Here is a 23,969-nt window from a genome sequence, read left to right on the forward strand (position 1 = left end):
GCGCGCAACGCACCGGCATTGCCGGCTTTCCGGGACACAGTGCGAAGATTAACCGTGGTCCAACAATCCTTTGCTGCGCGGTCTTACCGCGATGATGGCGTGGTGCTGCGTACCCACAAGCTGGGTGAGGCGGACCGGATCATCACGCTCCTGACCAAGCACCACGGCCAGATCCGGGCAGTCGCCAAGGGCGTGCGGCGGACCAGCAGCAAGTTCGGTGCCCGGCTGGAGCCGTTCATGGTCGCGGACCTCCAGCTCGTCTCGGGAAAAACGCTGGACATTGTCACCCAGGCTGTTGCCAAAGGCGCCTACGGCAGCAACATCGCCGCGGATTATGGACGGTACACCGTTGCCGCGGCCATGACGGAAACAGCCGAGAAACTTACCGACGTCGACGGCGAGGCGGGCACCGCCCAATACAACCTGCTGGTGGGGGCGCTGGCTTCCCTCAGCCGGGGCGACCACGCACCGGGGCTGATCCTGGATTCATACCTGTTGAGGGCCCTCGCTACCGGCGGGTGGGCGCCGAGTTTCACGGCCTGCGCCCGCTGCGGCCGCCCCGGACCCCATACTGCGTTTTCGGCCCCCCTCGGCGGCATGGTCTGCGCTGACTGCCGGCCGCCCGGGTCACCCGCGCCCGCGGCTGAAACCGTGATGCTGTTGGGCGCCCTTCTGACAGGGGACTGGACGACGGCGGACGGTTCGGAAGTGCTGCACCGCCGGGAAGCCGCCGGGCTGGTGGCCGCATACCTGCAATGGCACCTTGAGCGTGTCCTGAAATCCCTCAAACATGTGGAGCGTGGCTGACAGTGGCTTTGGGAAAAAAGAAGAATCCTCCGCGGACACGAACCGCCCCCGTGGTGGCACCGTATCCGCACCCGTCCGGCGCGGTTGCGCCGGCGATCCCGGCCGAATTCATCCCCCGCCATGTGGCCATTGTGATGGACGGGAACGGCCGCTGGGCAAACCAGCGCGGACTGCCGCGGATCGAGGGTCACAAAGCCGGCGAGCCCGCCCTCCTGGATGTGATGGCCGGCGCCATCGAACTCGGCATCGAGTATGTGAGTGTTTATGCCTTCTCCACGGAGAACTGGCGCCGTTCTCCGGAGGAAGTCCGCTTCCTCATGGGTTTTAACAAGGATGTGCTGCGCCGGCAACGGAACCAGCTGGACGAGTGGGGTGTCAGGGTCCGATGGTCCGGCCGCCGGCCCAAGCTGTGGGGATCGGTCATCCGCGAACTCGAAGAGGCTGAGGAGTTCACCGCCGGAAACACCACGTGCACGTTGACCATGTGTGTTAATTACGGCGGCCGGGCCGAGATCACGGACGCGGTCTCCGCCATCGCCGTCGAAGTAGCGGCGGGCCGGCTTAAGCCCGGGTCAATCTCGGAGAAGACCATCCAGAAGTTCCTGGACGAACCGGACCTGCCCGATGTTGACCTGTTCCTGCGCAGCTCGGGGGAGCAGCGGCTCTCGAACTTCCTGCTGTGGCAGTCGGCCTACGCTGAGTTCGTTTTTATGGACACCCTGTGGCCGGATGTGGACCGTCGGACACTGTGGGAGGCCGTGGAGATTTACGCCCAGCGGGACCGGCGCTACGGCGGCGCAGTGGACGCAGCCACCACCCAAGGGTAGGACTGCACCCGGCAGGTCATGCGTCAGGTCCGGAATCGGCGAGCCCGGGTGCAGGGGTGCCGTAGCCGCGCAGCCACCGGGAAAGCCGGGCATATGCGTCCGCCCGCACTTCAGCAGGTGAGAGGAAGACGTCATGGAGCGCGCCCTCAATCCGTTCCACCGTAACGGTGCGCCCCAGCGTGAGCGCCCGGAGGGCGATGATGTTCACGTCCAGTACGGCGTCCGTCCGCCGCATCTCCTCAGTCCAGAACGGCCCGGTGGCGCTGCCCCGCGAGAGCAGGACCAAAATAGGGATGTCAATGCCCAGTCCCCGGGCCACCTGGGCATGGCCCGACAGGACGGCGCTCAGCCAACCGGCGCGCAGCGGGAAAGCCATGGGCGGCCGGAACCTGTCGTCAAGGGCCCACTCGCCATCGGCCGAATTGCTGATCGTCCGCCAATAGAATCCCCGTTCGGGCAGCCTCAGGATCGCCTCGGGCCGAAAGCGCGCCACCGGTCTCACCATCGTGGAGGCTGCGTAGCGGACAAACGCGCTCCCATGCATCTCCAGCCACGGGCTGTTCAGTATCAGGTGCGAGACTGCTCCCGGGTGGCGGCTGACCCACAAGGCAGCCACCAGGCCGCCGGTGGAATGGCCCATGAGCGCCAGCTGCGGTTCGTCCGGGCCGCCCGGATCGGCCCGGATGATGGCCATGGCCTGGCCGATTTCGGCGTCGTAGTCTGCCAGGTCTGCGACGTAGCCGCCCGGCGCCTCGGGGCGCAGGCTGCGCCCGTGGTTATGCATGTCCAACGCGTAGAACTCGTATCCGGTGCTCGTCCAGAAGCGCGCAAGGTCAGCGTTGAAGAAATAGTCGCTCCAGCCATGCAGGAACAACACCGTCCGTCGTGGTCGCTGCTGTGTGCCAGGGTGTTGCCTGGCGCGCTGATCCGTGTCGGTCCCGCCCATGCCGGGGCGAAATCGAACCAGCGTCGCGGTCCGCAGGACGCCGTCGGCTCCCGATGCCTCGAACGTGCACGCTTCGAAGCCCGCACCGAGGATGTCAGGCTGCCACTCCATGGCTTTATGGTAGCCGGGCAGCCTTCTGTAACGGCCCGGTTTGGTCTGCACCGCCCAAGACGGAAAACTAGAGCCATGCGCGTATATCCGACATTCTTTAAGCTGGCCTTTTCATGGATGGACGCCGAACGCGCCCACAAGATCGGATTCAAAGGGATCAAGCTTGCCCACAGCTCCGGTGCGGGGCGGCTGCTTCAGCGGTTTACGGCACCTGCGCCGTCCCTGCAGACCACTGCCTTTGGCGTGACCTTCCCGTCCCCGTTCGGCCTTGCAGCCGGTTTCGACAAAGAAGGACTGGGCATCGAAGCCCTGACGGAACTCGGCTTCGGCCACGTCGAAGTAGGCACCATCACGGGCCAGGCGCAGCCCGGAAATGAGAAACCGCGCCTTTTCCGCCTGATTGAGGACCGCGCGGTGATCAACAGGATGGGTTTCAACAATGACGGTGCGGCCGCCGTCGAGCCCCGCCTCAAAGCTGCACGGGCGGCCCTCCGGCGTAAGCACCCCAATATCCGGCCGGTGATCGGGGTGAATATCGGGAAGAGCAAGGTGGTGGAACTCGACGATGCCGTGGCCGACTATCTGATCAGCGCCCGGAGCCTCGCACCGGCAGCCGACTACCTGGTGGTCAATGTCAGTTCCCCCAACACGCCCGGGCTCCGTCTCCTGCAGGACGTCCAGACCCTTCGTCCGCTGCTGGCCGCAGTGGGGGAGGAGGCGGACAAGGCTGCTGGCCGCCACGTCCCGCTGCTGGTGAAGATTGCCCCTGACCTGAGTGACGAGGACATCGACGACGTTGCGCGGCTCGCGCTGGACCTGAAGTTGGACGGCATCATCGCCACCAACACCACCATCGGGCGCTCGGACCTTAAGTCACCGGCAGCAAAGGTGGACCAATGCGGGGCCGGCGGCCTGTCCGGTGCACCGCTGAAGCAGCGTTCCCTTGAAGTCCTCCGCAGGCTCAAGGAAGCCACCGGGGGCGCGGTCACCCTCGTGGCCGTGGGCGGGGTCGAAACGGCGCAGGATGTCCAGGAACGGTTGGATGCCGGGGCGACGCTGGTCCAGGGCTACACGGCGTTCCTCTACGAAGGTCCTTTCTGGGCAGCACGGGTTAATCGTGGACTGGCCAAAATGCGCCGACGCTGAGTGCTGAACGGCAGAAAAAATCCCCGGCGGTCCGTCCGCCGGGGATTTATGCTCACGAGGAGCTGATAGGTCAAGGCCAGCCGGTCAGGAGGGGTACTGACCGCGCTTCACGAGCGGCTTCGGCAGCCGCAGTTTGCGGAACTGCAGCGAACGCATTGAGCCGTACCAGACGGTACCGCGCTCGACTTCACCGAACTTGGCCGTGAGTTTCTTGCGGAGCTGGCGGGACAGGATGAACACGTCGACAAAAACAGCCAGGAACATCACCCAGAAGCCGCCCAGGACATAAACCATCTGCTCGCTGGACGCCGGCACAAGCAGGGAGATAATCACAAACACCAGGGCCCCGAACATCAGGTATTCGCCGAGGCTGAAGCGCGCATCGACGTAGTCGCGGGCATAACGCTTCTGCGGGCCCTTATCGCGCAGGGGCAGGAACTTCTCGTCACCGGTGTCCAGGGCCTGGCGCATTTTGGCCCGCTGGTCCTGAACAGCCTGGCGCTCAGCCGCCTTGGACGCCTTTCGGTCCTCCGGCACCAGGGGCCTCTTTCGGGCCGCCTCCTGGGCTTTGCGTTTGGGCGTTGGCGCACCCTTGCCAAACGCGGCATCCTGCCGGGCTGCCGCTTCAGCGGCCTGCTGGTCTATTGATTCCTGCGCCGTAGGCGCTTCCTTTTTACGTCCGAACACTTGAACAGAATACCTTGCGGCCTAATGGATTCCGCGCGGGTATTGTGATCGCCATGACACCCAATCCAGCGCCAACGCCCTACGACGCCAGAACGCCCGACGCCGACACCCCCGGCTCAGGCCCCTCCGTCCGATCCGTCGACGGGGCCGGGCTGCGGCAGGCCGTGGCCAGTTCCTTCGATACCACCCTGAGCCGGCTCAAGGATCTTGTGGCCATACCCGGCATCGCGTGGCCAAGTTTCGATCCGGCACCCTTGGATGCCAGCGCCGCTGCCGTGGCAGACCTGCTCCGCAACGCAGGGCTGGACGAAGTCCAGATCCTCCGCAGCAACAAGGAAGACGGCACCCCAGGAGGGCCCGCCGTCGTCGCTCGGCGTCAGGCCGCGGCAGGGAAACCGACCATCCTGCTCTACGCCCACCATGACGTACAGCCTCCGGGGGATCCCGGGCTCTGGGAGTCCGAGCCGTTTGCCGCCGTCGAACGCAACGGAAGGCTGTACGGGCGCGGCGCTGCTGACGACAAGGCCGGGATCATGGCCCACGTGGCGGCCTACACTGCGGCATCCGAGGTCCTGGGCAAGGAGTTCGGCCTCGGCGTCACATTCTTTTTCGAAGGCGAAGAGGAAGCCGGCTCACCCACGTTCCGCACGTTCCTCGAAACGAACCGGGAGCTGCTTCGGGCCGACGTGATTGTTGTTGCAGACTCCAGTAACTGGAAAGTGGGCGTACCGGCCCTGACCACCAGCCTGCGCGGCCTCGTGGACGGCACCATTGAAGTCCAGGTGCTGGAACATGCTGTCCATTCGGGAATGTTCGGCGGCCCGGTGCTGGATGCGCCCACCCTGCTGTCCCGGCTGATCGCCACACTCCACGACGCCGAGGGCAACGTGGCCATCGACGGTCTGGTGGGCTATGACAACGCCGGCGTGGACCTCACGGAAGCGGAGTACCGTACTGATTCGTCAGTGCTCGACGGCGTCCGGCTGGCTGGCACGGGAAGCATCGCCGCGCGTCTTTGGACCAAGCCGGCCCTGTCCATTATCGGGTTCGACGCCCCGGCGGTTGACGTGGCATCCAACACCCTCCTGCCGCGGGCCCGCGCCAAGTTCAGCCTCCGGTTGGCTCCCGGTCAGGAGCCGGCAGCGGCCATGGATGCCGTACGGCGGCACGTCGAAGCCAACGCACCCTTTGGCGCGAAGGTCGTGTTCACACCCGGGGAGAGCGGCAATTCGTTCCTCGCCGATACGTCGTCGGCAGCGGCGAAGTCCGCCATGTGGGCGCTGGGGGAGGCCTGGGGCGTCCCTGCGGTGGAGATGGGCATCGGCGGATCGATCCCGTTCATCTCCGACCTGGTGGACCTGTACCCCGATGTTCAGATCCTGGTCACGGGCGTGGAGGACCCTGATTCACGCGCGCACAGCGCCAACGAGTCGCTGCACATCGGCGACTTCAAGAACGCCGTCGTTGCCGAAGCATTGCTTCTGGCGCGGCTCAATGCCGACGGGCTCGCGTGAGCCGCCCCCGCTGATGCTGCTGGCCAGCCCTACCGGGAACAAATGACCGGATGCCAACGGTTACGTTTGCAGTTAGAGCTACACGTCCGACCGAAGTAGCATGTAGCTATAGCCCATACCGTATCTGTAGGGGCAGGCGCCGCTGACGCGGAGCCGCCAGGACCGTCCAAAGGTAGGCCAAATGAGCACCGCAACCAACGAGAACACCACTGAAACCGCAGCCGCTGCCAGCGATGAACTGGCCGCGCACGAGGTCAAATTGACCGACGTCGCTGCAGGGAAGGTCCGCAGCCTGCTGGAGCAGGAGGGCCGTACGGACCTCCGCCTCCGTGTTGCCGTCCAGCCCGGCGGCTGCTCGGGCCTCATCTACCAGCTCTACTTCGACGAGCGTCTCCTCGACGGCGATGCCGTCCGTGACTACGACGGCGTTGAAGTTGTGGTCGACAAGATGAGCGTGCCTTACCTCAGCGGTGCGAGCATCGACTTCGAAGACACCATCTCCAAGCAGGGTTTCACCATTGACAACCCCAACGCCGGAGGCTCCTGCGCATGTGGTGATTCATTCCACTGACCCGGTCCTTTCGCCCGATGCCGGCGCCTGCTTTCCGTCCGCCAAAAACGGCACGACGGCACGGCGCCGACATGTGGGCGAAAAGCCCGGCGGAGCGGTAAGCTCTACACCGAGTAGTAAAACTTTTAGTGTGCCCGGAAGGCCATAGAGCCGCCGGGCAACAGCAACAAGTAGGAAGGGCCGTCTGTGAGTTCGCAGAACCGAACCGGCAGCCGACGCAAAACGATCACATCGATCTCAGGCTTGGCAGTTGCCGGCGCGTTGGTTTTGACTGGATGTTCGCCAGAGGTATCGAGGGGGTGGCTGCCCACCGAGCGTGGCACCACCAATCACACTGACCGGATCATGGACCTCTGGGTCAACTCATGGATTGCCGCCCTCGTTGTGGGCATCATTACGTGGGGCTTGATCGTCTGGTGCCTTGTTGCCTACCGCCGCCGCAAGGGGACCGTAGGGTTCCCCAAGCAGATCAGCTTCAACCTCCCGCTTGAGGTGTTCTACCTGACCATTCCGATCTTCATGGTCCTGGTGTTCTTCTACTTCACTGACCGCGACCAGCAGGCCATCGATGACCGCTCACAGCCGGCAGATGTCGTAGTCGACGTCCGTGGCAAGCAGTGGGCATGGGACTTCAACTACAAGTCCGGCAATGTCGTCGAGGAGGACCTCTACGAAGCAGGCGTCCAGGCGCACCTGACGGGCAACGCCATCGACAAGGAAGCTCTTCCGACGCTCTACTTGCCGGTTAACAAGTCCGTTGACCTGGAACTCAACTCACGCGACGTCATCCACTCTTTCTGGGTTCCCGCCTTCCTCCAGAAGCGCGACATGATCCCGGGCAAGACCAACTACATCCGGTTCACTCCCACTAAAGAGGGAACCTATGACGGCAAATGCGCAGAACTCTGCGGCGAGTACCACTCCGAAATGCTGTTCCGCGTGAAGGTTGTCTCCGAAGCTGAATTCCAGGCTCACATGGACAAACTCAAGGCCGCAGGAAACACGGGCCTCCTCGGCGCAGAGTATGACCGCAACCCGAACCTGAACGAAACGAAGTAGGGGGAGCGACGTGGCTACTTACACCCAATCCGCACCTGTGGGGACCCTTGAGGCTCCCGTAGTTCCGAAATCCAAGGGACGCATCGTCGTCAACTGGATCACCTCCACAGACCACAAGACCATCGGGTACATGTACCTGATCGCGTCGTTTGTGTTCTTCTGCCTGGGCGGCGTTATGGCGCTGCTGATCCGTGCCGAGCTGTTCGAGCCCGGCATGCAGATCCTGCAGACCAAAGAGCAGTACAACCAGCTGTTCACGATGCACGGCACCGTGATGCTGCTGATGTTCGCCACCCCGCTGTTCGCGGGCTTCACGAACGTGATCATGCCGCTGCAGATTGGCGCGCCTGACGTTGCGTTCCCGCGGCTGAATGCACTGGCGTTCTGGTTCTTCCTCTTCGGCTCCACCATCGCCGTGTCCGGCTTCATCACCCCCCAGGGTGCTGCTTCCTTCGGCTGGTTCGCCTACGCCCCGCTGTCGAACACCACCTTCAGCCCGGGCATCGGCGGTGACCTGTGGGTCTTCGGCCTGGCGCTGTCCGGTTTCGGCACGATCCTCGGTGCGGTCAACTTCATCACCACCATCATCTGCATGCGTGCGCCGGGCATGACCATGTGGCGCATGCCGATCTTCACCTGGAACGCCCTGATCACGTCCATCCTGGTCCTCATGGCGTTCCCGCCACTGGCGGCGGCTTTGTTCGCACTGGGTGCGGATCGCAGGTTTGGTGCGCACATCTTTGACCCGGAAAACGGCGGCGCCGTTCTCTGGCAGCACCTGTTCTGGTTCTTCGGGCACCCCGAGGTCTACATCATTGCGCTGCCGTTCTTCGGCATCGTTTCGGAGATCTTCCCGGTCTTCAGCCGCAAGCCGATCTTCGGCTACAAGGGCCTGGTCTACGCCACCATCGCCATCGCTGCCCTGTCCGTGACCGTGTGGGCCCACCACATGTACGTCACCGGTTCGGTGCTGCTGCCGTTCTTCGCCTTCATGACCATGCTCATCGCGGTGCCCACCGGCGTGAAGTTCTTCAACTGGATCGGCACCATGTGGCGGGGGTCGTTGACGTTCGAAACCCCGATGCTGTGGAGCATCGGCTTCCTGGTCACGTTCCTCTTCGGTGGCCTGACGGGCATTATCCTGGCTTCGCCGCCGCTGGACTTCCACGTCTCGGATTCCTATTTCGTGGTGGCTCACTTCCACTACGTGGTCTTCGGCACCGTGGTCTTCGCGATGTTCGCCGGCTTCTACTTCTGGTGGCCGAAGTGGACGGGCAAGATGCTCAACGAGCGCCTCGGCAAGATCCACTTCTGGCTGCTGTTCCTGGGCTTCCACGGAACGTTCCTCATCCAGCACTGGCTGGGCGTCGAGGGCATGCCGCGCCGGTACGCCGACTACCTGGTGGAGGACAACTTCACCTGGATGAACCAGTTCTCCACCATCGCGTCGTTCGTTCTGGGCGCCTCGCTGATCCCGTTCTTCTGGAACGTCTACATCACCTGGCGCAGCAATGAAAAGGTTGAGGTGGATGACCCGTGGGGCTTCGGCGCCTCGCTGGAGTGGGCCACCTCGTGCCCGCCGCCGCGGCACAACTTCACGTCCCTGCCGCGCATCCGGTCGGAGCGTCCCGCCCTGGACCTGCACCACCCGGAGCTCTCCCAGGTACACACCGTCGAGTCGCCTGCTCCCGCAGCAGCTGTGCTCGGTAACGCCGACCAGAAGGATACAGCGCAGTGAAAATTGAGTCTTGGATCTTTGGAGCCGGCGTCTTCTTCTTCGTCCCGGTCGCCTTGGTTTACGGGTTCCTGACGCACTGGATGGAGCCGGTTGGCCTGCTCGGCGTCCTGCTCGTCGCGGGCCTGTCGGGAATGATCGGCGCGTATCTCGGCTTTACCGGCCGTCGTGTCGGTATGCGTCCCGAGGATCGCAGCGACGCTGAAATCCATGAGGGTGCCGGCGAGCAGGGGCACTTTAGCCCTTGGAGCTGGTGGCCGCTGGTTTTGGGTCTTTCATGCGCCGGTGGCTTCCTCGGCCTGGCAGTCGGATGGTGGATCGTGTTCATCGCTGCCGGCCTTGCCGTGGTTGCACTCGTGGGCTGGGTCTTCGAATACAGCCGTGGAGACCACGCGCACTAGGTTCTGCTGGTCCGGTCCCGGCCTTAGCATCAGAAAAAAAACGCTGGGCCCCACCTTCGGGTGGGGCCCAGCGTTTCTCGTTTTGCGGTAGGCCGTTGCTTTGGTGCCCGCGCCTGCTGCCACAGGTGCCGTCAGATCACCCGGGATGGGCCCTGGGCGGCCCCCTGAGCCTCAAGTAGCGCTGCCAGCACCTGGAGGGCGTTCTCGATTTCTTCGGGTCTGGTGGTGCCGCTGAGGGATTCTTCAGGGACTGAAAGCTCCACCTCACAGCCGAACGGAAAATCAGCGGTCATCACTTCGAGCAGTGATCTGGCATCGACGCCCTGGATTCCCGCTTTCCGGATGCTGACGGGAAGACCTGTGGCTGTGACGGCCCGGACGAATTCCGCCGCTGGACGGGCATGCAATCCGATCGCAGCCGAAACCACGGCCTTCTGAACTGGCAAAGCGTCTCCTCTGTCCTGACGGTCCCGCCCGCCACCTGCTGAAATTTCCAATCCAATATAGCGCCCTCCCGGCCCTCTCACGAACACGAGCGCTTCTTGTGGCCGGTCTAGACCTCCTCAACGTTGGTTTAAGATTGAAGGGTGAAGATCGAAGCAGGAATGACACGCCGTGGCCACTAAAGCCGAGGGCATCCGGGGCGAGATAGACCGAAGCAGCGGTGCAGCCATCTACATCCAGCTCCGGGAAATCCTGCGGGCTTACATCAGCGAATCCTGTCCGCCGGGATCTGCCTTACCGTCGGAGCGCGATCTTGCCCTGCGGTTCGGCCTTGCGCGAATGACAGTCCGGCAGGCCATCGACGCCCTCGTCGGTGAAGAGGTGATCGAGCGGGTAGTTGGGCTCGGCACTTTTGTCCGCAAGCCAAAACTCGATCTGCAGGTCAAGCTGACCTCCTATAGCGAGGAGATGCAGCGCCGCGGCATGGTTCCGGCGGCGAAGGTCCTCAGCTTCGAGCAGATCGGTGCCAGTGCCTTCCTCGCACGGGAACTCCAGGTGGAGGAGGGGACGCCCCTGGTACGGTTCCGGCGGCTGTTGCTGGCTGACGGCGAGCCCATGAGCGTGGATGAGAACTTCATCCCCGCTCAGCGCGTGCCAGGATTGCTCGACAGCGAGCCTCCCACTTCCCTGTACAACGTCCTGAGCGAGCAGTTCGGCCTGGTCATGGAGTGGGGAGAGGACATGATCGAGGCGACGGCAGCGTCCCCTTCCACGGCCCGCCTGCTCAACGTCGACGTCGGCACCCCACTGCTTAAAATCCAGCGGCACGCGTTTGTGGCGCGTGCCATGGTGGACTATTCGGTTTCCTACTACAGGGCGGACCGCTACAAGCTCTGGGTCCCTCTCCAGCGGCCGGGAGCCCGTACCGCACGGAATCATTCCTCCGGATACCGCGGCAACTGACGGCAATGGGAAGGCCCCGGTCCATTGGACCGGGGCCTTCCCATTACTGCTTGGCTGATCAGTGGCTGAGGGTCTTGCTTTCCTCTGCCGCTTCCACTGCCGGAGCGTGGTGCCCGTGTGCGGCTTCCAGCTCCGCGGGCGTAGCCGGTGCCACACGGTCCTCGAAGAACCACCTGGACAGGAAGGCCCGACGCTTTTCCTTGCGTGTCACGACGCCGTGTTCGTTCGGAACTGCCGGCAGCGGAACCGGTGATTCGAAGCCCACCAGCTTGTAGCGCTTGTACTCATCGAGCGGTGCGTGGACCTCGATGAACTCGCCGTGCGGCAGGCGCACGATGCGGCCGGTCTCACGGCCGTGGAGCGCGATTTCGCGGTCCTTGCGCTGGAGAGCCAGGGCTACGCGCTTGGTGACGATGTAGGCAATGATCGGGCCGACGAAGAACAGCGCACGGAGCCAGTATGTAACATCGTTCAGCGATACGTGGAAGTGCGTGGCGATGAGGTCCGATCCGGCAGCTGCCCACATGACGCAGTACCACACGAAGCCTGCTGCGCCGATGGCGGTGCGGGTCGGGGCGTTCCGTGGACGGTCCAGCACATGGTGTTCGCGGTCGTCCTTGGTGATCCACCGTTCAATCCACGGGTACATGAACATCACGGTGAACAGGATGCCTGCCGGCACCAGGGCCGGGAGGAGGACGTTCAGTGTGAGCGTGTATCCGAAGATGACGTACTCGAAGTGGAAGTCCCCAATAACGCCCGGCATCAGGCGCAGGGCACCGTCAACGAAACCGATGTACCAGTCAGGCTGGGTACCGGCCGAGACGGGGGAGGGATCGTACGGTCCGTAGTTCCAGATCGGGTTGATCGTGAAGAAGGCTGCCATCAGGGCGATGACGCCGAAGACGATGAAGAAGAAGCCGCCTGCCTTGGCCGCGTATACCGGACCCAGGGGGTAGCCGACGACGTTGCCGTCGTTGCGGCCCGGGCCAGGGTACTGGGTGTGCTTGTGCACAACGACCATAAAGAGGTGGAGCACGATCATCAGCAGGATCAGTGCGGGCACGAGCAGGATGTGGAGCATGTACAGGCGACCGATAACTGCGGTGCCGGGGAACTCGCCGCCAAAGAGGAAGAACGAGATGTACGTGCCCACGACGGGAATGGCCTTGATAACACCGTCGATGATGCGCAGGCCGTTGCCGGAGAGCAGGTCATCGGGAAGGGAGTAGCCGGTGAAGCCGGCCGCCATGGCGAGGATCAGGAGGACGCTGCCAACAACCCAGTTCATTTCACGCGGTTTGCGGAAGGCTCCGGTGAAGAACACACGCAGCATGTGCACGGCAATGGAAGCCACAAACAGCAGGGCGGACCAGTGGTGCACCTGGCGCATAAAGAGCCCACCGCGGATGTCGAAGGAGATGTTCAGCGAGGAGCTGTACGCAACCGACATTTCCACGTTCTTCAACGGCACATAGGAACCCGCGTAGCGGGTCTCAGCCATGGACGGATCGAACCAGAAGGTCAGGAAGGTCCCTGACAGCAGCAGAATGACGAACGAGTAGAGCGCCACTTCACCGAACATAAACGACCAGTGGTCGGGGAAGACTTTGCGCCCGAACTCGCGGAGGATACCGGAACCGCCGACTCGGGAGTCAACGAAATCAGTGATGCGTCCGGTCTTGGTCTTGGCTACGAAGGCGGGGGCTTCAGCTGTTGACGCTGCGCTCATGCTCATCACGCTCCCAGTAACTCGGTCCTACAGGTTCTTTGAAGTCGCTTGTTGCGACCAGGTAGCCCTCGTTGTCCACTGCGATGGGCAGTTGGGGGAGGGGCCGGCTGGCCGGACCAAAGATCACCTTGCACTCTTGCGTGAGGTCGAAGGTGGACTGGTGGCACGGGCACAGCAGGTGGTGCGTCTGCTGCTCGTAAAGGGCAACAGGGCAACCGACGTGGGTGCAGATCTTGGAGTAGGCAACGATGCCGTTGTAGCTCCAGTCCTCGCGTCCCGCTGAGGGCTTCAGGGACGCAGGATCGAGGCGCATGAGGAGCACAACAGCCTTGGCCTTTTCGTTGAGCTTGCCCTCGTGCAGTTCGTTCAGGCCTTCCGGAATGACGTGGAACGCCGAGCCCAGGGTGACGTCGGAGGCCTTGATGGGCGTACCGTCAGGGTCCCGGGTGAGGCGCTTGAGCTTGCCTTCCAGGGGAGCCCACATGGTGTGCGCCAGCTTGTTGTCCGGGCGGGGGCCAAGGTCACCAAAAACCGCGATGGCGGGCAAAGGTGCCAGGGCAACGGCGCCGAGCAGGGTGTTGCGGATGAGCGGGCGACGCTTGATGCCGGTCTCCTCCACGATGTCGTCCACGATGCGCACCGCGGCGAGGCGGTCCTCTTCGGTGCGGATCGCGTGGCGCTCCTCGGAGACTTCGTGGTCAGGCATCAGGGCCTTGGCCCAATGCACGATGCCAGTGCCGATGCCGAGCATGGCAAAGGCGGTGCCAAGGCCCAGGAGGGCGTTCTGCAGGCGGATCGTGGCAATGTTTGCCCCTGACCCCGCGCCCAAATCAATGGCGAAGTACGCCACCAGGAAGATCAGGGTGCCAACAACGGAGGCGCCGAAGAGTACTGCGACCTGCCGTTCTGCCCGTTTTGCGGCCTTCGGGTCCGTGTCAGCCAGGCGCAAACGATGCGGGGGAAGTCCAGGATCCTGGAATTTCTCCACCTCATTCTGACCAGCCGTAGCTACGGTGCCCGAGTGGTTCGGACTGCCGTCACTATGGTTGCCCATAATTCGCCTCATCCTTCTCTCGTCCCGGCGTCTGCCGGGTTAGTTTTCAATGTCAAACTGCTGACTGGGCAGCAGAAGTTTTGGGGATCCCGGCGTCCTAGGACGTTCGGGATGTCAGCCAGATCGTAAAGGCGATGATGACGCCGAGTCCTGCGATCCAGACGAAGAGGCCTTCGGCGACCGGGCCGAGGGAGCCCAGGTCCGCGCCGCCGGGGGAGCCGTTGGATTCGATCTGCTTGAGGAAGGTGATGATGTCGCGCTTGCCTTCGGGCGTCACGTTCGCGTCGTTGAAGACGGGCATGTTTTGCGGGCCGGAGACCATCGCTTCGTAGATGTGCTTTCCGGAAACGTCGGCCAGGGCCGGGGCGAACTTGCCACGGGTCAGGGCGCCGCCGGCAGCAGCAGCGTTGTGGCACATGGCGCAGTTCACGCGGAAGAGTTCGCCACCTTCGGCAGCGTTACCCTTTTCGTCCAACAGGTGTTCTTCAGGAATTGCCGGGCCTGCACCCAGGGAAGCAACATAACCTGAAAGCTGATGGGTCTGGGTTTCGTTGAACTGGGCAGGCTTCTTGTAGGCCTGGGGTCCGTTCATCTGCATCGGCATGCGGCCGGTACCGACCTGGAAATCGACAGCTGCTGCTCCGACTCCTACCAGCGCGGGGCCGGCCTGGGTGCCGCTGGCGCCCATGCCGTGGCATGTCGCGCAGTTGGCTTCGAAGAGCTTTTGGCCCTCGGCGGTGTCACTTGCGCTGTAGCTGGTGGTGGAAGCCTTCGCCTCGTTGACGGTGGTGGCAACGGCGTAGAGCCCCCCAGTGACGAGTAGTCCCATCAGTAGCAGCGCTATTACTGCGAGTGGGTGACGCCGCTTTTGCGAGAGAGCCTTCACGTGGTGGTTCCTTTATTCGATCCTGCGCCGGCTCCGTGAGCCGCTTCTTGAAATTCTGCCTCTTGTAGAAAAGGAATCAAAGCTTGACTACTTCAGTACGTAGATGACCAGGAAGAGTCCGATCCAGACAACATCCACAAAGTGCCAGTAGTAGGACGTGACAATTGCGGAGGTCGCCTCGAAGTGGCCAAACTTCTTCGCCGCGAACGAGCGTCCGATGATGAAGAGGAAGGCTATTAGGCCGCCGATGACGTGCAGGCCGTGGAAGCCGGTGGTGATGTAGAAAGCCGAACCATAGGCGTTGGATGAGAGCGAGACGTGCTCTGACACAAGCATGGCGTATTCGGTGCTCTGGCCTGCGACGAAGATTGCGCCCATGATGAAGGTCAGGGTGAACCATTCGTTCATGCCCCAGCGGGCGAACTGGAAGGGTCCGCCCGTTTTGCGGGGCTGCAGCCGTTCGGCGGCGAAGACGCCCATCTGGCAAGTAAAGGAACTGGCCACGAGGACGATGGTGTTAACGAGCGCAAAGGGGAAGTTGAGCTTGGCTGTCTCTTCGGCCCACATCTGTCCGCTTGTGGAGCGCAGTGTGAAGTACATGGCAAAGAGACCGGCGAAGAACATCAACTCGCTGGACAGCCAAACAACGGTTCCTACCGAAACCATGTTGGGGCGGTTCAGCGTCGGGTGCGCCGGGGTACTGGGGGCATGGGTCGCAGATGTCACATAGACATTATGTCTATAAAAGTCCGTACTTCCCAACGCGAACCGCCTTTTCGGGGGACTTTTTCTACAAAGACGCGAAATTGCCCGGAAAAGTTCCCGGCGGTGTTCACATTGGTCAGGGCTGGGGCCGCTCGATAGCATCAGGAGGTGACTTCTCAGGCAACCGCACCGGCGGGCAGCAACACCTGGCCCCGGCTCATCTCAGCGCTCATCACCGGCACCGATCTCACGGCGGATAACACCGCGTGGGCCATGGACAGGATTATGTCCGGCGAGGCAACGCCGTCCCAGATTGCAGGATTCCTTGTTGCCCTCAGTGCCAAGGGTGAAACCGTTGATGAAATTTCGGGCCTGGTGGAGGCGATGCTGCGCCATGCCACGCCCATCAGCATCCCCGGTGAGAAGCTGGACATTGTGGGCACCGGCGGCGACCAGCTCAACACCGTCAACATCTCCACCATGGCTGCCCTGGTGGCAGCCGGCGCGGGGGCCAAGGTGGTAAAGCACGGCAACCGTGCGGCGTCGTCGTCCTCCGGTTCCGCCGACGTCCTGGAGGCGCTGGGCGTCCGGCTCGACCTCCCGGTGGAGCACGTGGCACGCAATGCGGGGGAGGCCGGCATAACGTTCTGCTTCGCGCAGGTCTTCCACCCTTCGTTCCGCCACACCGCAGTACCGCGGAGGGAACTGGCAATTCCTACTGCTTTCAATTTTCTGGGACCGCTGACCAATCCTGCCCAGGTGCAGGCTTCAGCCGTGGGCGTTGCCAATGCGAGGATGGCTCCGCTCGTTGCCGGAGTGCTGGCCCGGCGGGGGAGCCGTGGCCTTGTTTTCCGGGGCGACGACGGGCTGGACGAACTGACCACAACGGGGCCCTCCACAGTCTGGGAGATCCGTGACGGCGCCGTAGCGGAGTTGACTTTTTCGCCCGCCGATCTTGGCATCCGTCCGGCGACTGTGGAAGAACTCCGCGGCGGGGACGCCAAAGCGAACGCCGCCGTCGTGCGTGATGTCCTGGCCGGCAAGGCCGGAGCGGCCCGCGACGCCGTGTTGGTCAATGCGGCGGCCGGCCTGGTGGCATTTGATGCCACGGCGGATGGTCCGTTCCTGGACCGCATGCGTTCAGCGTTGGGCCGTGCCGCAGAATCAATCGACTCGGGTGCCGCCGCCACTGTCCTGGACAAGTGGGTCGCGCTCACCCGGCCTTAGCGGCTCCATAACCAAGAATGGCGGGCCCGGCACATCAGCCGGGCCCGCCATTCTTCGTTCAGCGGCGTGCTACTGCTCGAAACCCAGCGCAAAGGCAGCGTCGAGGTCGTGCTGGGAGTAAGCGCGGAAGGCGATGTGGGTGGAGGTGTGCACCACGGCCGGCACCTTCGAGAGTTTGTCGGCAATGACATCGGCAAGATCCTCGTGGCGTGCCACGCGGGCGACGGCGATCAGATCCCACTCTCCCGTTACGGAGTAGACCTCGCTGATTCCCTGGATCGCGGAAATCTCCTCGGCGGTTTCCGGGATGCGTGCGGCGTCGGTCTTGATCAGAACGAATGCGGTGATCACTGGTTCAATCCTTCCGGATCTGTAGGCCGTAGCGGTGCCCCGGCAAATCTCTGTGGTCCTGCCAGCCTATTACATGGCCGAACTGTCGGGGGCTGGCGGCGGCGCGTGCCGTGTGCGGCGTCAGGACTTCCGCAGCCTGCGCACGAGCGCCAGGAGCGCACGGTAGCCCACCAGGAACAGCCCCAGGCTGAGGAGCGCCACAACGACGAATGCGAACACCACTGTTTGGCCCGTTACTGCCCGCAGGACCATGCCGCCCGCAACCGCTCCCAGCCAGATTGCCACGCCCGTGGGAAGTGACAGGGGACGCCGCCAGGCCCTGACCGCGACCCAGGCGAGGGCGGCGCCGGCGAGGAATGGCCAGGCGGTGAGGAAGACCCCGATGACGACGTCAGTCCGTTGATGTGCGTCCCTCCCGATTGCGGCGAAAACGAGGATCAGGATGGCATCGGCCAGCGCGGCGGCCGCTATGGCGGCCGTGCTGCCGCGGACTGATTGCTGTCGGGTGGGGGAACTCATAGCTTCGAGCCTAGCGCGGGTGGCCGCCCGCACGGGCTCTACTGCACCCGGCGTACCAGCCAGTTTGCCTCCCACCGGACATGGTGCTCTTCCCCCGTGTCCCATTCAACCAACACATGCGTGACCGTATAGGCGATGGCATTTCCGATCATGGAACGCACTCTGACGGGAGCAGGCCTGAGCATGATCACAGGCCTGCCCGGGGCGTCGTTGAGTGCTTGTTCCCGGGATTGGGGGATGAGGGTTTGCAGCATATGACGTCCTTAGAGCCAGGAACTGAACAATGCCGCTGTCTCCATCTGGCGGAAAGATCGGCACTGATCTGCCCAGTGATGCGTGGGAAGCAGACAACCCAGCGTGCCGCCATGCAACGACACTAAGGTCCCGGCGTCGTCCAGGCATCCGTAGGATGTACCCGATTTTTTCGGGGCGGGCTACTTGTTGCCGCAACCGTTTCCAGACGTTCGACGGCGGGGCGCCGGGGAGGTCGCGAAGGCGGCTTTTCTTTCGCACGCAGGGGCGTCTGGCCGCACCTAAACGGTCGCAATAGGATTATTTGATTCCGTTCCAGACGAGGAGTGGTTTTGATGGAAGCGGCTGAAATCCGCCGGCTTTTCCCCGGACTCCGGGACACTATCTATTTCAATACTGCAAGCGTGAACGTCGGCTCCGCGCCGGCGCGTGAAGCCTATGAACGGGCAGTCGAACTTTGGGCCTCGGGCCGGTTCGACTGGACCGAGGCGGAACGGGCGGGGGAGGACGCCCGGGCCTCCTTCGCAGCGATAATCGGCGCTGCCGCGGGGGAGATCGCCATCGTTCCGGCCGTGAGCACGGCTGCCGGGATAGTGGCCGCCAATCTGCCAACGGCGAAGCATGGCGAGAACGTGGTGGTCGCCGCGAACGAATTCACATCGAACTACTACCCGTGGCTCATGCTTCGGGAGCGTGGCTACGAAGTGCGCACGGTGGCGCCCGGGGGAGACGGAATGTCGGCCGAGGAGTTCAGCCACGCGGCCGACGGCGGTACGCGCCTTCTCGCGGTGAGCGCGGTTCATTCGGCAAACGGATATCGCACCGACCTGAAGGCCATCAGCAACGTAGCGGCAAACTCCGGAGCCTGGCTGTTCGTCGATGCCTGCCAGGCTGCCGGGGCCGTGCCGGTTGGACGTGGTGCGCGACGGAGTCGACTTCCTGGCCTCGGCAAGCCACAAATTCCTGCTTGGCTCCAGGGGAATGGGCTACCTCTATGTCCGTCGCGACCTGCTGCACCGAATCCAGCCAGTTGGCCCCGGGTGGAAGGCGGCCCGAAAGCCGGCAGAGAGTTTTTACGGTCCAGCCATGGACCTGTCACCTACTGCCTCGAAGCTCGACACCTCGCAGGCCTGGTTTCCTGCCATGGCCGAGAAGGCTGCACTCAGCATCTTCAGCCGGTTCGGCACCGACGCGCTGCTGGAACGCAACTCGCAGCTGACGCTGCGCCTGCAGGACGCGCTCTCGGCGCAAGGCTTATCCTTCCAGCACTTCCCTGACCAGAACCGCTCCACCATCGTTTCCGTCCGGGTCGGCGACACCGACACAGTCCTGGCTCGCTTCCACCAGGCCAACGTGCGGGCCGCCGTTCGTGCCGGAAACATCCGGCTGTCCGTGCATTTCTATAACCTGGAGGAAGAAATCGATCGCGTGGCCGAGCTGATCGGCCGTTCGTGAGTGTGTAACCCTCAGGGCAGCCGGTGCTTGGAAGATGAGGGATGGGACAAGAAAAGGTTCACTGGCGCCCCTGCGTATCAAACGTCGGCGTATTGGCCGTAATCCTGCAAGGGCGAGTGCTGGAGGGGCACAGGGTTGTCCCGAAGAGGCTCGCCCTGTACCGATGTGAGTCCGTCCGGCAAGGACTTGGGCGAGACACATCGTCTGCGGTGAATTGGGTTTTGGTCAGCGATCGTGGTCTCGGTCTTGACTGAGCATAGGCCACGTCATGTGACACCCCTTGGCGCCTGGCGCGCCGCTGCGCCGATCGGAGGCGAAATTCCAGAGCCAATGCAGTGGCCCCCCGCAGAATGGCGCGAAGAGCCTACGGACTTGGACGACGAGGACTGCTCCCTGGACCAGCTTCTCACCCGGGGGATCAGCCACGGCGTTCCATGAGTTCGACTTCGGCGACAGCTGGCTTCACCGTAGGGAGCTGGCATCCCGCCGGCGGGCGGGCGAAGACACGCGGTCGGCCCGGCTGACCGGCGGCACCCGACGAAGGTTCCGGAGGATTCGCGGATACGAGCACATCATGACGCGCTGGCTGACCCCGGCCGTCCTGACCAGTCGAATACCCGGAATGGGCGCAGCGGTGACAGGCTCAGACGAGCCGTTCGATCCGGGTTTCTTGACATTGCCGCCGTGAACCGGACGCTCGCCAGCCGCGGAATCTGAAACTTCTGAGGCTCTAGCACGAGGCTCCGAGGCTCCGAGGCTCAAACCAAATTGTCCAGAAACTGTCTGGACAATTGCTTGGTGAGCTACTCAAGCAACTTTATGGCTCGTTGGCCCAGCAGCATCCAAACAAGGCACGGTGGGATTCACAGGGCAGCGCTTCGCGCACTGGTTCGCGACCTGACAAGCTTCAAAATAGGCGCTGCATTTCAGGGCTTCTGTCAGGTTTGCATCCAAGACTGTTCACAAAGACAGTCCAGGAATCGACTCTCGGACCCTATTCTGACGACGTTTGTAGGGCTGCCGGACGTCAGTTTGGGGTGTGCGTCAACTTGGTAGTGGTCGAGGTGCCGATCTCGCTAGGGATCCCTGAGGATACTGAAGCGGCCAGCCTAGGCCTGGTGAATCGCTAACCCGAGTGAGTCGTTTTGAGCGGTCCGATCTTGCCCAGGAGAATGAAGCCTGCCCACGTACTCGGGTCGGGGTTTCGAAGTCTTGCCGCTTGTTGGGCTCTGCGAAGCGCGTCCAACCGCGAGCGTCCAAGCAGCAATTCATTGTAGAAATCGTCCATGAGAGATGCCGTTAATTGGTCCGGAACGTTCCACAGACTGACAACGAGGGAACGGGCACCAGCTAGCATTAAGGCCCGCCGCAAGCCAAATACACCTTCCCCTGATAAGACCGCGCCCAAGCCGCTCCCGCATGCTGACAGGGTTACAAGTTCCGTTCCTGAGAGGTCCAAGGCCAACATCTCTTGAGCCGAGAGAAAGCCATTGCCTGCTCCTTTCGGGGGATTACCGCCACTTGCATACGTCTCCGCCCCCGCGAACGCCAAAACACAATCCGTCATGGTCCACCTCGCTTGCACCGCGCGTGCTTCCGTTCCCTTGCTCCTCCAACCAGCAGTGCTTAAAAAGCATCCGTGCGTCGCCAAGTGAAGTATTTGGGGATGTTTGGCGTTGAGAACCACTGCTTTCACTGCTTCGGAACCAGTGATTGGTTCAATGCCTAGGCGCTGTGCGACGGCCCTCACTTCCCTTTCTGTGCCTGGCAAATTCTGGAAGACCTGGTCTGTTCTACGATCCCGCGAGCCTCCACTTTCGGCCCCCAAGTTAAAGGCTGGTGCACCCACCACAAGGGGTAGTGCTGCCTCTACCGGCGCATCGCGCGAGACGTCGATCAGATCTCGAGCCGTTGAAAGATAAGACACGGCATGGGACGACACCAGCTGGACACCGTTTAAGTCCGGGACAATTTCAAAAGACAGGTTGTGTAAGTGGCCATCAGGTGCCAGGAGTAAGTGGCTCGCCTTACCAACAGCGTCCAGGAGCGGCTGCAGCAATTGCTCGGATAGGACCGTTAGCGCCGATGTCAGTGATTGATCAGTTGTCCCGGGCTGTTGGTTCATTGCTGAGCGGAGACTTTGCACCGCCTTGTTTAGGAGGGCTGCGGAGCCCAGCTCTACTACTGCCACTTCCTCCGTGCTCGGCCGCAAGACAAACCCGATGTAACGGCGGCCGTCCGCGGGATTCCCTTGCAGCTCGCTCACACCAAATCCTATAAATTCAATCAGCGCAGCGTTGCTGGGAATCGCGGAAATTAGGTCCTGCAGATCAGGAGATCTGTGTTCGACTACTTGCGAAACATATCGACCCAAGTCCGCTTCAAGCTCGCCGATCTCACGCTCCCAGGACGCCAAAAGCAATTGCTGCTCTGACTGCTTTGAATGGGCTCCTGACAACAAAAGCTGGGCCGTCCAAAGCCGGAGTTGCCCCAGCTTTTCAAGGCGATCATGCATATCGGGATGTTTCCGTGTAAGCAGGACGTGATGCTCACGCACCGCAATGTCTAGAGCTATGCCCTTTCGCCGAAGGACAAGCTCATATATTCGTCTGGACGACTCGCTGCTCCAACCTAACAGCGACTGCAGGGAGACCAGAGCCTCAAGGTGAATCCTCGCCTGCGTCAAGTAGATAAGCCTCTGACGTTCTGACAGAACCGGCAGGATGTCGATGAGTGCTAGGTTGACTTCCTCAGTTGCTGTCAGGAGGGTTTCCAAAGCGAGCTCCTCTCGACCTTGAGCTGCAACGCACCGTGATGCCAGGAAAGCAGCATCCGCAACTTTAGGATGCGGTGATCCAAGCGCGGCCCGCAATTGAGTCAACCCAAGCATTGCGAGCTCTTCCGCCTCATTCCAGCGGTGAAGATCAGCCAAGCAAGTCGCTGTAGCGAGGATCGCCTCCGCCAAGTCCTTGGAGGGACCGGTGCCGACGACGGAGGACCAGTAGCTCATAGCCGTCCTGTAAAGGGGCTCCGCCTCTGCTGCCGCGCCACCCGATAACAGTATTGCGGCCTGCACGCCGGCGCTTATCGCCGAAAAATATTGTCGCTGGTCGGGCCGCAAAGCAGGGAGCATCGAAGATAGCCAGTCGATTGAGTTTTGCGCCCCCTCATTGTCACCGCCTTCCTGTTGCAGACGTGCAAGTTGCAGTACCGCTCCAGCGAGCTCGGAGTCACCTGCAAAGAGCCGGCCCGCCATTCGTTTCCCGATAAGCCGTCCGACCTTTTTCTGTGCATCCTTTCTCGCATCGCAGAAGTAGCTAAGGGCCGCATTTAGGGAACTAGCGCCTGCTGAGAAGTCACCCAGCGCTTCATGCGCAAGGCTGCTCATTAGAGCCAGTTTGAGCGCTGCCTTCGCATCCCCCGACGCAGCGGATGTCGCCCGTGCAGAGCGCCCGGCCCGATCCAGCAAGGGCAGCGCCTCCGCGTACCGCCCTAAGGTCAACAGGGTCGGCCCTATCATGGTGGCCACCATGTCCTTTGCGGCCTCAAGATCTTGATCTCCGGCTCGGTTGCGCCTTTCTGCCGCACGGTCGAAGAGACGCCCAACATCGTCTATGACCTCGTTCACTAGAGTGAAGGCGCGTTGCGCCTGCCCCGTACGCTGAAGCGTCTCTGCTTCTGCCATTTTGCGTCGTAAACCAACAAGGACTGGAATGGCTAGAAGCGCAACTTCTCCTACCGAAACATCCCTCTCCGGATTCTGATGCATTTTCCCTCCGTCTTAGAAACGGTGCAGAAACTTACAACTGCTCCACTAGCACGACGACGATCGACGCCGACATTAGACCGAAAGCTAGAAGTTGGGCCCATAGAGCGTACAGGAGTCTATTTGCCTTCACTGCGTTTCCTTGGCGCAGACTTTTGATCGTGCGGCTATTGGCATGAGTCAATTGCCATCTGGCATTGTCCTCTTCATCTAGCCAGAATTCGTCGCGAGTCCACGAAATGAGCTGTTCCGTGGTGACTACGACGTAAAAAACCAGTCGGCTAGCCAGTAGCGCGAAAAGCGCGGCCGAGCACAGGGCGAGGGTAGCCAACGCGAGCAAAATGATGGTGAGCTGCGAGGGCCGATAATCAGTCATCTTGGTGACAACCGCTACCAGGGCAAAGCTAAGCGTCACGAAGGAACCTGAACTTGTGATGACAGTGACCGACCGGCTGTCCAAGGCTGCGCGGCGCTCCCGCTCGTTCTTGAGTTCCTGCGATACAAACTCAAAGAAAAGACGGCCGCCCACTGCCTTTTCAGCATCGTCGTTGGGCACTCTCGCTTTGCCACGACGCGACGCGAATCGCGCCGCCTTGAGCCTTCGTATCTGGTCGAACATGGTTGGGCGAGAGACTAGCTTCTGGCATCTTCGCCGAAGTCCTCGTCCAGCCAAGTGGGCTCGGAACGTAAACCACTCGAATCGGCGTCGGACTCCCCGCTCTGGACCGAGCCGCCTCCGCGCACCTGTTCCATCTCTATCTTGGTGGGATCAGGTCTTTTCTTTTCATTCATTGACCCTGTGTGGGACGGC

23 protein-coding genes and 1 pseudogene are annotated in these 23,969 nt (G+C 62.3%); 12 read left to right on the forward strand and 12 right to left on the reverse strand.

Translation table 11 applies throughout. The annotated features are described in order from the left end of the window. Positions 1 to 54 precede the first annotated feature (54 nt). Together recO and IAQ70_RS05755 are read left to right on the forward strand one after the other, a co-directional pair. Positions 55 to 807: a DNA repair protein RecO gene (gene recO / locus IAQ70_RS05750; RefSeq protein WP_190988345.1), complete on the forward strand. Its 753-nt coding sequence runs from the start codon at positions 55 to 57 to the stop codon at positions 805 to 807. A gap of 2 nt (positions 808 to 809) precedes the next feature. After that, the gene (locus IAQ70_RS05755; protein WP_190988346.1) at positions 810 to 1,634 is read left to right on the forward strand and encodes an isoprenyl transferase; all 825 of its coding nucleotides are present in this window, start codon (positions 810 to 812) and stop codon (positions 1,632 to 1,634) included. A 16-nt stretch (positions 1,635 to 1,650) separates the two neighbouring features. Here the strand turns inward: IAQ70_RS05755 and IAQ70_RS05760 are convergent, their stop codons facing one another. Continuing rightward, the gene (locus tag IAQ70_RS05760) at positions 1,651 to 2,691 is read right to left on the reverse strand and encodes an alpha/beta hydrolase (RefSeq protein ID WP_190988347.1); all 1,041 of its coding nucleotides are present in this window, start codon (positions 2,689 to 2,691) and stop codon (positions 1,651 to 1,653) included. 75 nt (positions 2,692 to 2,766) lie between these two features. Between IAQ70_RS05760 and IAQ70_RS05765 the strand changes: the two genes are divergently transcribed. After that, a complete protein-coding gene (locus IAQ70_RS05765) occupies positions 2,767 to 3,837 on the forward strand; it encodes a quinone-dependent dihydroorotate dehydrogenase (RefSeq protein ID WP_190988348.1) in 1,071 nt (356 codons plus the stop codon). 84 nt (positions 3,838 to 3,921) lie between these two features. On the opposite strand, the gene IAQ70_RS05770 is transcribed toward IAQ70_RS05765, so the two are convergent. After that, complete coding sequence (locus IAQ70_RS05770; protein WP_190988349.1) at positions 3,922 to 4,524, reverse strand: DUF3043 domain-containing protein; 603 nt, start codon at positions 4,522 to 4,524, stop codon at positions 3,922 to 3,924. Between the two features lie 53 nt (positions 4,525 to 4,577). Here IAQ70_RS05770 and IAQ70_RS05775 point away from each other — a divergent pair, with 53 nt between their 5' ends. The 5 genes from IAQ70_RS05775 to IAQ70_RS05795 all read left to right on the forward strand — a co-directional run bounded on the left by IAQ70_RS05775 (position 4,578) and on the right by IAQ70_RS05795 (position 9,804). Further along, positions 4,578 to 6,038 carry a dipeptidase gene (locus IAQ70_RS05775; protein WP_190988350.1) on the forward strand — a complete coding sequence of 487 codons (1,461 nt, stop codon included), beginning with the start codon at positions 4,578 to 4,580 and terminating at the stop codon, positions 6,036 to 6,038. A 181-nt stretch (positions 6,039 to 6,219) separates the two neighbouring features. Further along, positions 6,220 to 6,609 (forward strand): HesB/IscA family protein, encoded by a 390-nt coding sequence (locus IAQ70_RS05780; RefSeq protein WP_190988351.1) that lies wholly within the window; start codon positions 6,220 to 6,222, stop codon positions 6,607 to 6,609. 186 nt (positions 6,610 to 6,795) lie between these two features. Then, the gene (gene ctaC, locus IAQ70_RS05785) at positions 6,796 to 7,668 is read left to right on the forward strand and encodes an aa3-type cytochrome oxidase subunit II (RefSeq protein WP_190988352.1); all 873 of its coding nucleotides are present in this window, start codon (positions 6,796 to 6,798) and stop codon (positions 7,666 to 7,668) included. Positions 7,669 to 7,678: 10 nt separating this feature from the next. Next, on the forward strand, positions 7,679 to 9,406 hold the full coding sequence (gene ctaD / locus IAQ70_RS05790; RefSeq protein ID WP_190988353.1) for an aa3-type cytochrome oxidase subunit I: 1,728 nt from the start codon (positions 7,679 to 7,681) through the stop codon (positions 9,404 to 9,406). Further along, a complete protein-coding gene (locus IAQ70_RS05795) occupies positions 9,403 to 9,804 on the forward strand; it encodes a cytochrome c oxidase subunit 4 (RefSeq protein WP_190988354.1) in 402 nt (133 codons plus the stop codon). Before ctaD ends, IAQ70_RS05795 begins: the two co-directional genes overlap by 4 nt. A 131-nt stretch (positions 9,805 to 9,935) precedes the next feature. On the opposite strand, the gene IAQ70_RS05800 is transcribed toward IAQ70_RS05795, so the two are convergent. Further along, positions 9,936 to 10,250: an HPr family phosphocarrier protein gene (locus tag IAQ70_RS05800; RefSeq protein WP_190988355.1), complete on the reverse strand. Its 315-nt coding sequence runs from the start codon at positions 10,248 to 10,250 to the stop codon at positions 9,936 to 9,938. Between the two features lie 169 nt (positions 10,251 to 10,419). On the opposite strand from IAQ70_RS05800, the gene IAQ70_RS05805 reads away from it, so the two are divergent. Further along, positions 10,420 to 11,211: a GntR family transcriptional regulator gene (locus IAQ70_RS05805; RefSeq protein WP_190988356.1), complete on the forward strand. Its 792-nt coding sequence runs from the start codon at positions 10,420 to 10,422 to the stop codon at positions 11,209 to 11,211. Between the two features lie 58 nt (positions 11,212 to 11,269). Here IAQ70_RS05805 and qcrB read toward each other — a convergent pair whose 3' ends face one another. The 4 genes from qcrB to ctaE all read right to left on the reverse strand — a co-directional run bounded on the left by qcrB (position 11,270) and on the right by ctaE (position 15,609). Further along, the gene (qcrB, locus tag IAQ70_RS05810; protein WP_190988357.1) at positions 11,270 to 12,943 is read right to left on the reverse strand and encodes a cytochrome bc1 complex cytochrome b subunit; all 1,674 of its coding nucleotides are present in this window, start codon (positions 12,941 to 12,943) and stop codon (positions 11,270 to 11,272) included. Then, positions 12,921 to 13,997: a cytochrome bc1 complex Rieske iron-sulfur subunit gene (qcrA, locus tag IAQ70_RS05815; protein ID WP_190988358.1), complete on the reverse strand. Its 1,077-nt coding sequence runs from the start codon at positions 13,995 to 13,997 to the stop codon at positions 12,921 to 12,923. Before qcrA ends, qcrB begins: the two co-directional genes overlap by 23 nt. Positions 13,998 to 14,094: 97 nt before the next feature. Further along, entirely contained in the window at positions 14,095 to 14,883 is a 789-nt protein-coding gene (qcrC, locus tag IAQ70_RS05820) for a cytochrome bc1 complex diheme cytochrome c subunit (protein ID WP_190988359.1), read from the reverse strand. 87 nt (positions 14,884 to 14,970) lie between these two features. Further along, a complete protein-coding gene (gene ctaE, locus IAQ70_RS05825; RefSeq protein WP_190988360.1) occupies positions 14,971 to 15,609 on the reverse strand; it encodes an aa3-type cytochrome oxidase subunit III in 639 nt (212 codons plus the stop codon). Between the two features lie 147 nt (positions 15,610 to 15,756). Between ctaE and trpD the strand changes: the two genes are divergently transcribed. Beyond that, complete coding sequence (trpD, locus tag IAQ70_RS05830) at positions 15,757 to 16,815, forward strand: anthranilate phosphoribosyltransferase (protein ID WP_190988361.1); 1,059 nt, start codon at positions 15,757 to 15,759, stop codon at positions 16,813 to 16,815. 69 nt (positions 16,816 to 16,884) lie between these two features. On the opposite strand, the gene IAQ70_RS05835 is transcribed toward trpD, so the two are convergent. The 3 genes from IAQ70_RS05835 to IAQ70_RS05845 all read right to left on the reverse strand — a co-directional run bounded on the left by IAQ70_RS05835 (position 16,885) and on the right by IAQ70_RS05845 (position 17,939). Then, positions 16,885 to 17,166, reverse strand: a complete 282-nt coding sequence (locus IAQ70_RS05835; protein ID WP_190988362.1) for an Lrp/AsnC family transcriptional regulator — start codon at positions 17,164 to 17,166, stop codon at positions 16,885 to 16,887. Positions 17,167 to 17,286: 120 nt separating this feature from the next. Then, entirely contained in the window at positions 17,287 to 17,685 is a 399-nt protein-coding gene (locus IAQ70_RS05840) for a DUF3054 domain-containing protein (protein ID WP_190988363.1), read from the reverse strand. 38 nt (positions 17,686 to 17,723) lie between these two features. Next, positions 17,724 to 17,939, reverse strand: coding sequence for a hypothetical protein (locus tag IAQ70_RS05845; RefSeq protein ID WP_190988364.1), 216 nt, complete (start codon positions 17,937 to 17,939; stop codon positions 17,724 to 17,726). 333 nt (positions 17,940 to 18,272) lie between these two features. Between IAQ70_RS05845 and IAQ70_RS23030 the strand changes: the two are divergent. Then, a pseudogene (locus tag IAQ70_RS23030) lies at positions 18,273 to 18,782 on the forward strand (aminotransferase class V-fold PLP-dependent enzyme); the annotation flags it as partial. Positions 18,783 to 18,816: 34 nt separating this feature from the next. Further along, positions 18,817 to 19,392, forward strand: a complete 576-nt coding sequence (locus IAQ70_RS23035; RefSeq protein ID WP_263406482.1) for an aminotransferase class V-fold PLP-dependent enzyme — start codon at positions 18,817 to 18,819, stop codon at positions 19,390 to 19,392. A gap of 1,126 nt (positions 19,393 to 20,518) precedes the next feature. Here IAQ70_RS23035 and IAQ70_RS05855 read toward each other — a convergent pair. Next, complete coding sequence (locus tag IAQ70_RS05855) at positions 20,519 to 23,161, reverse strand: CHAT domain-containing protein (RefSeq protein ID WP_190988365.1); 2,643 nt, start codon at positions 23,159 to 23,161, stop codon at positions 20,519 to 20,521. A gap of 31 nt (positions 23,162 to 23,192) precedes the next feature. Next, on the reverse strand, positions 23,193 to 23,714 hold the full coding sequence (locus tag IAQ70_RS05860) for a hypothetical protein (RefSeq protein WP_190988366.1): 522 nt from the start codon (positions 23,712 to 23,714) through the stop codon (positions 23,193 to 23,195). Between the last annotated feature and the right edge of the window lie 255 nt (positions 23,715 to 23,969).

Source organism: Pseudarthrobacter sulfonivorans, assembly GCF_014712225.1.
Taxonomy (GTDB): domain Bacteria; phylum Actinomycetota; class Actinomycetes; order Actinomycetales; family Micrococcaceae; genus Arthrobacter; species Arthrobacter sulfonivorans.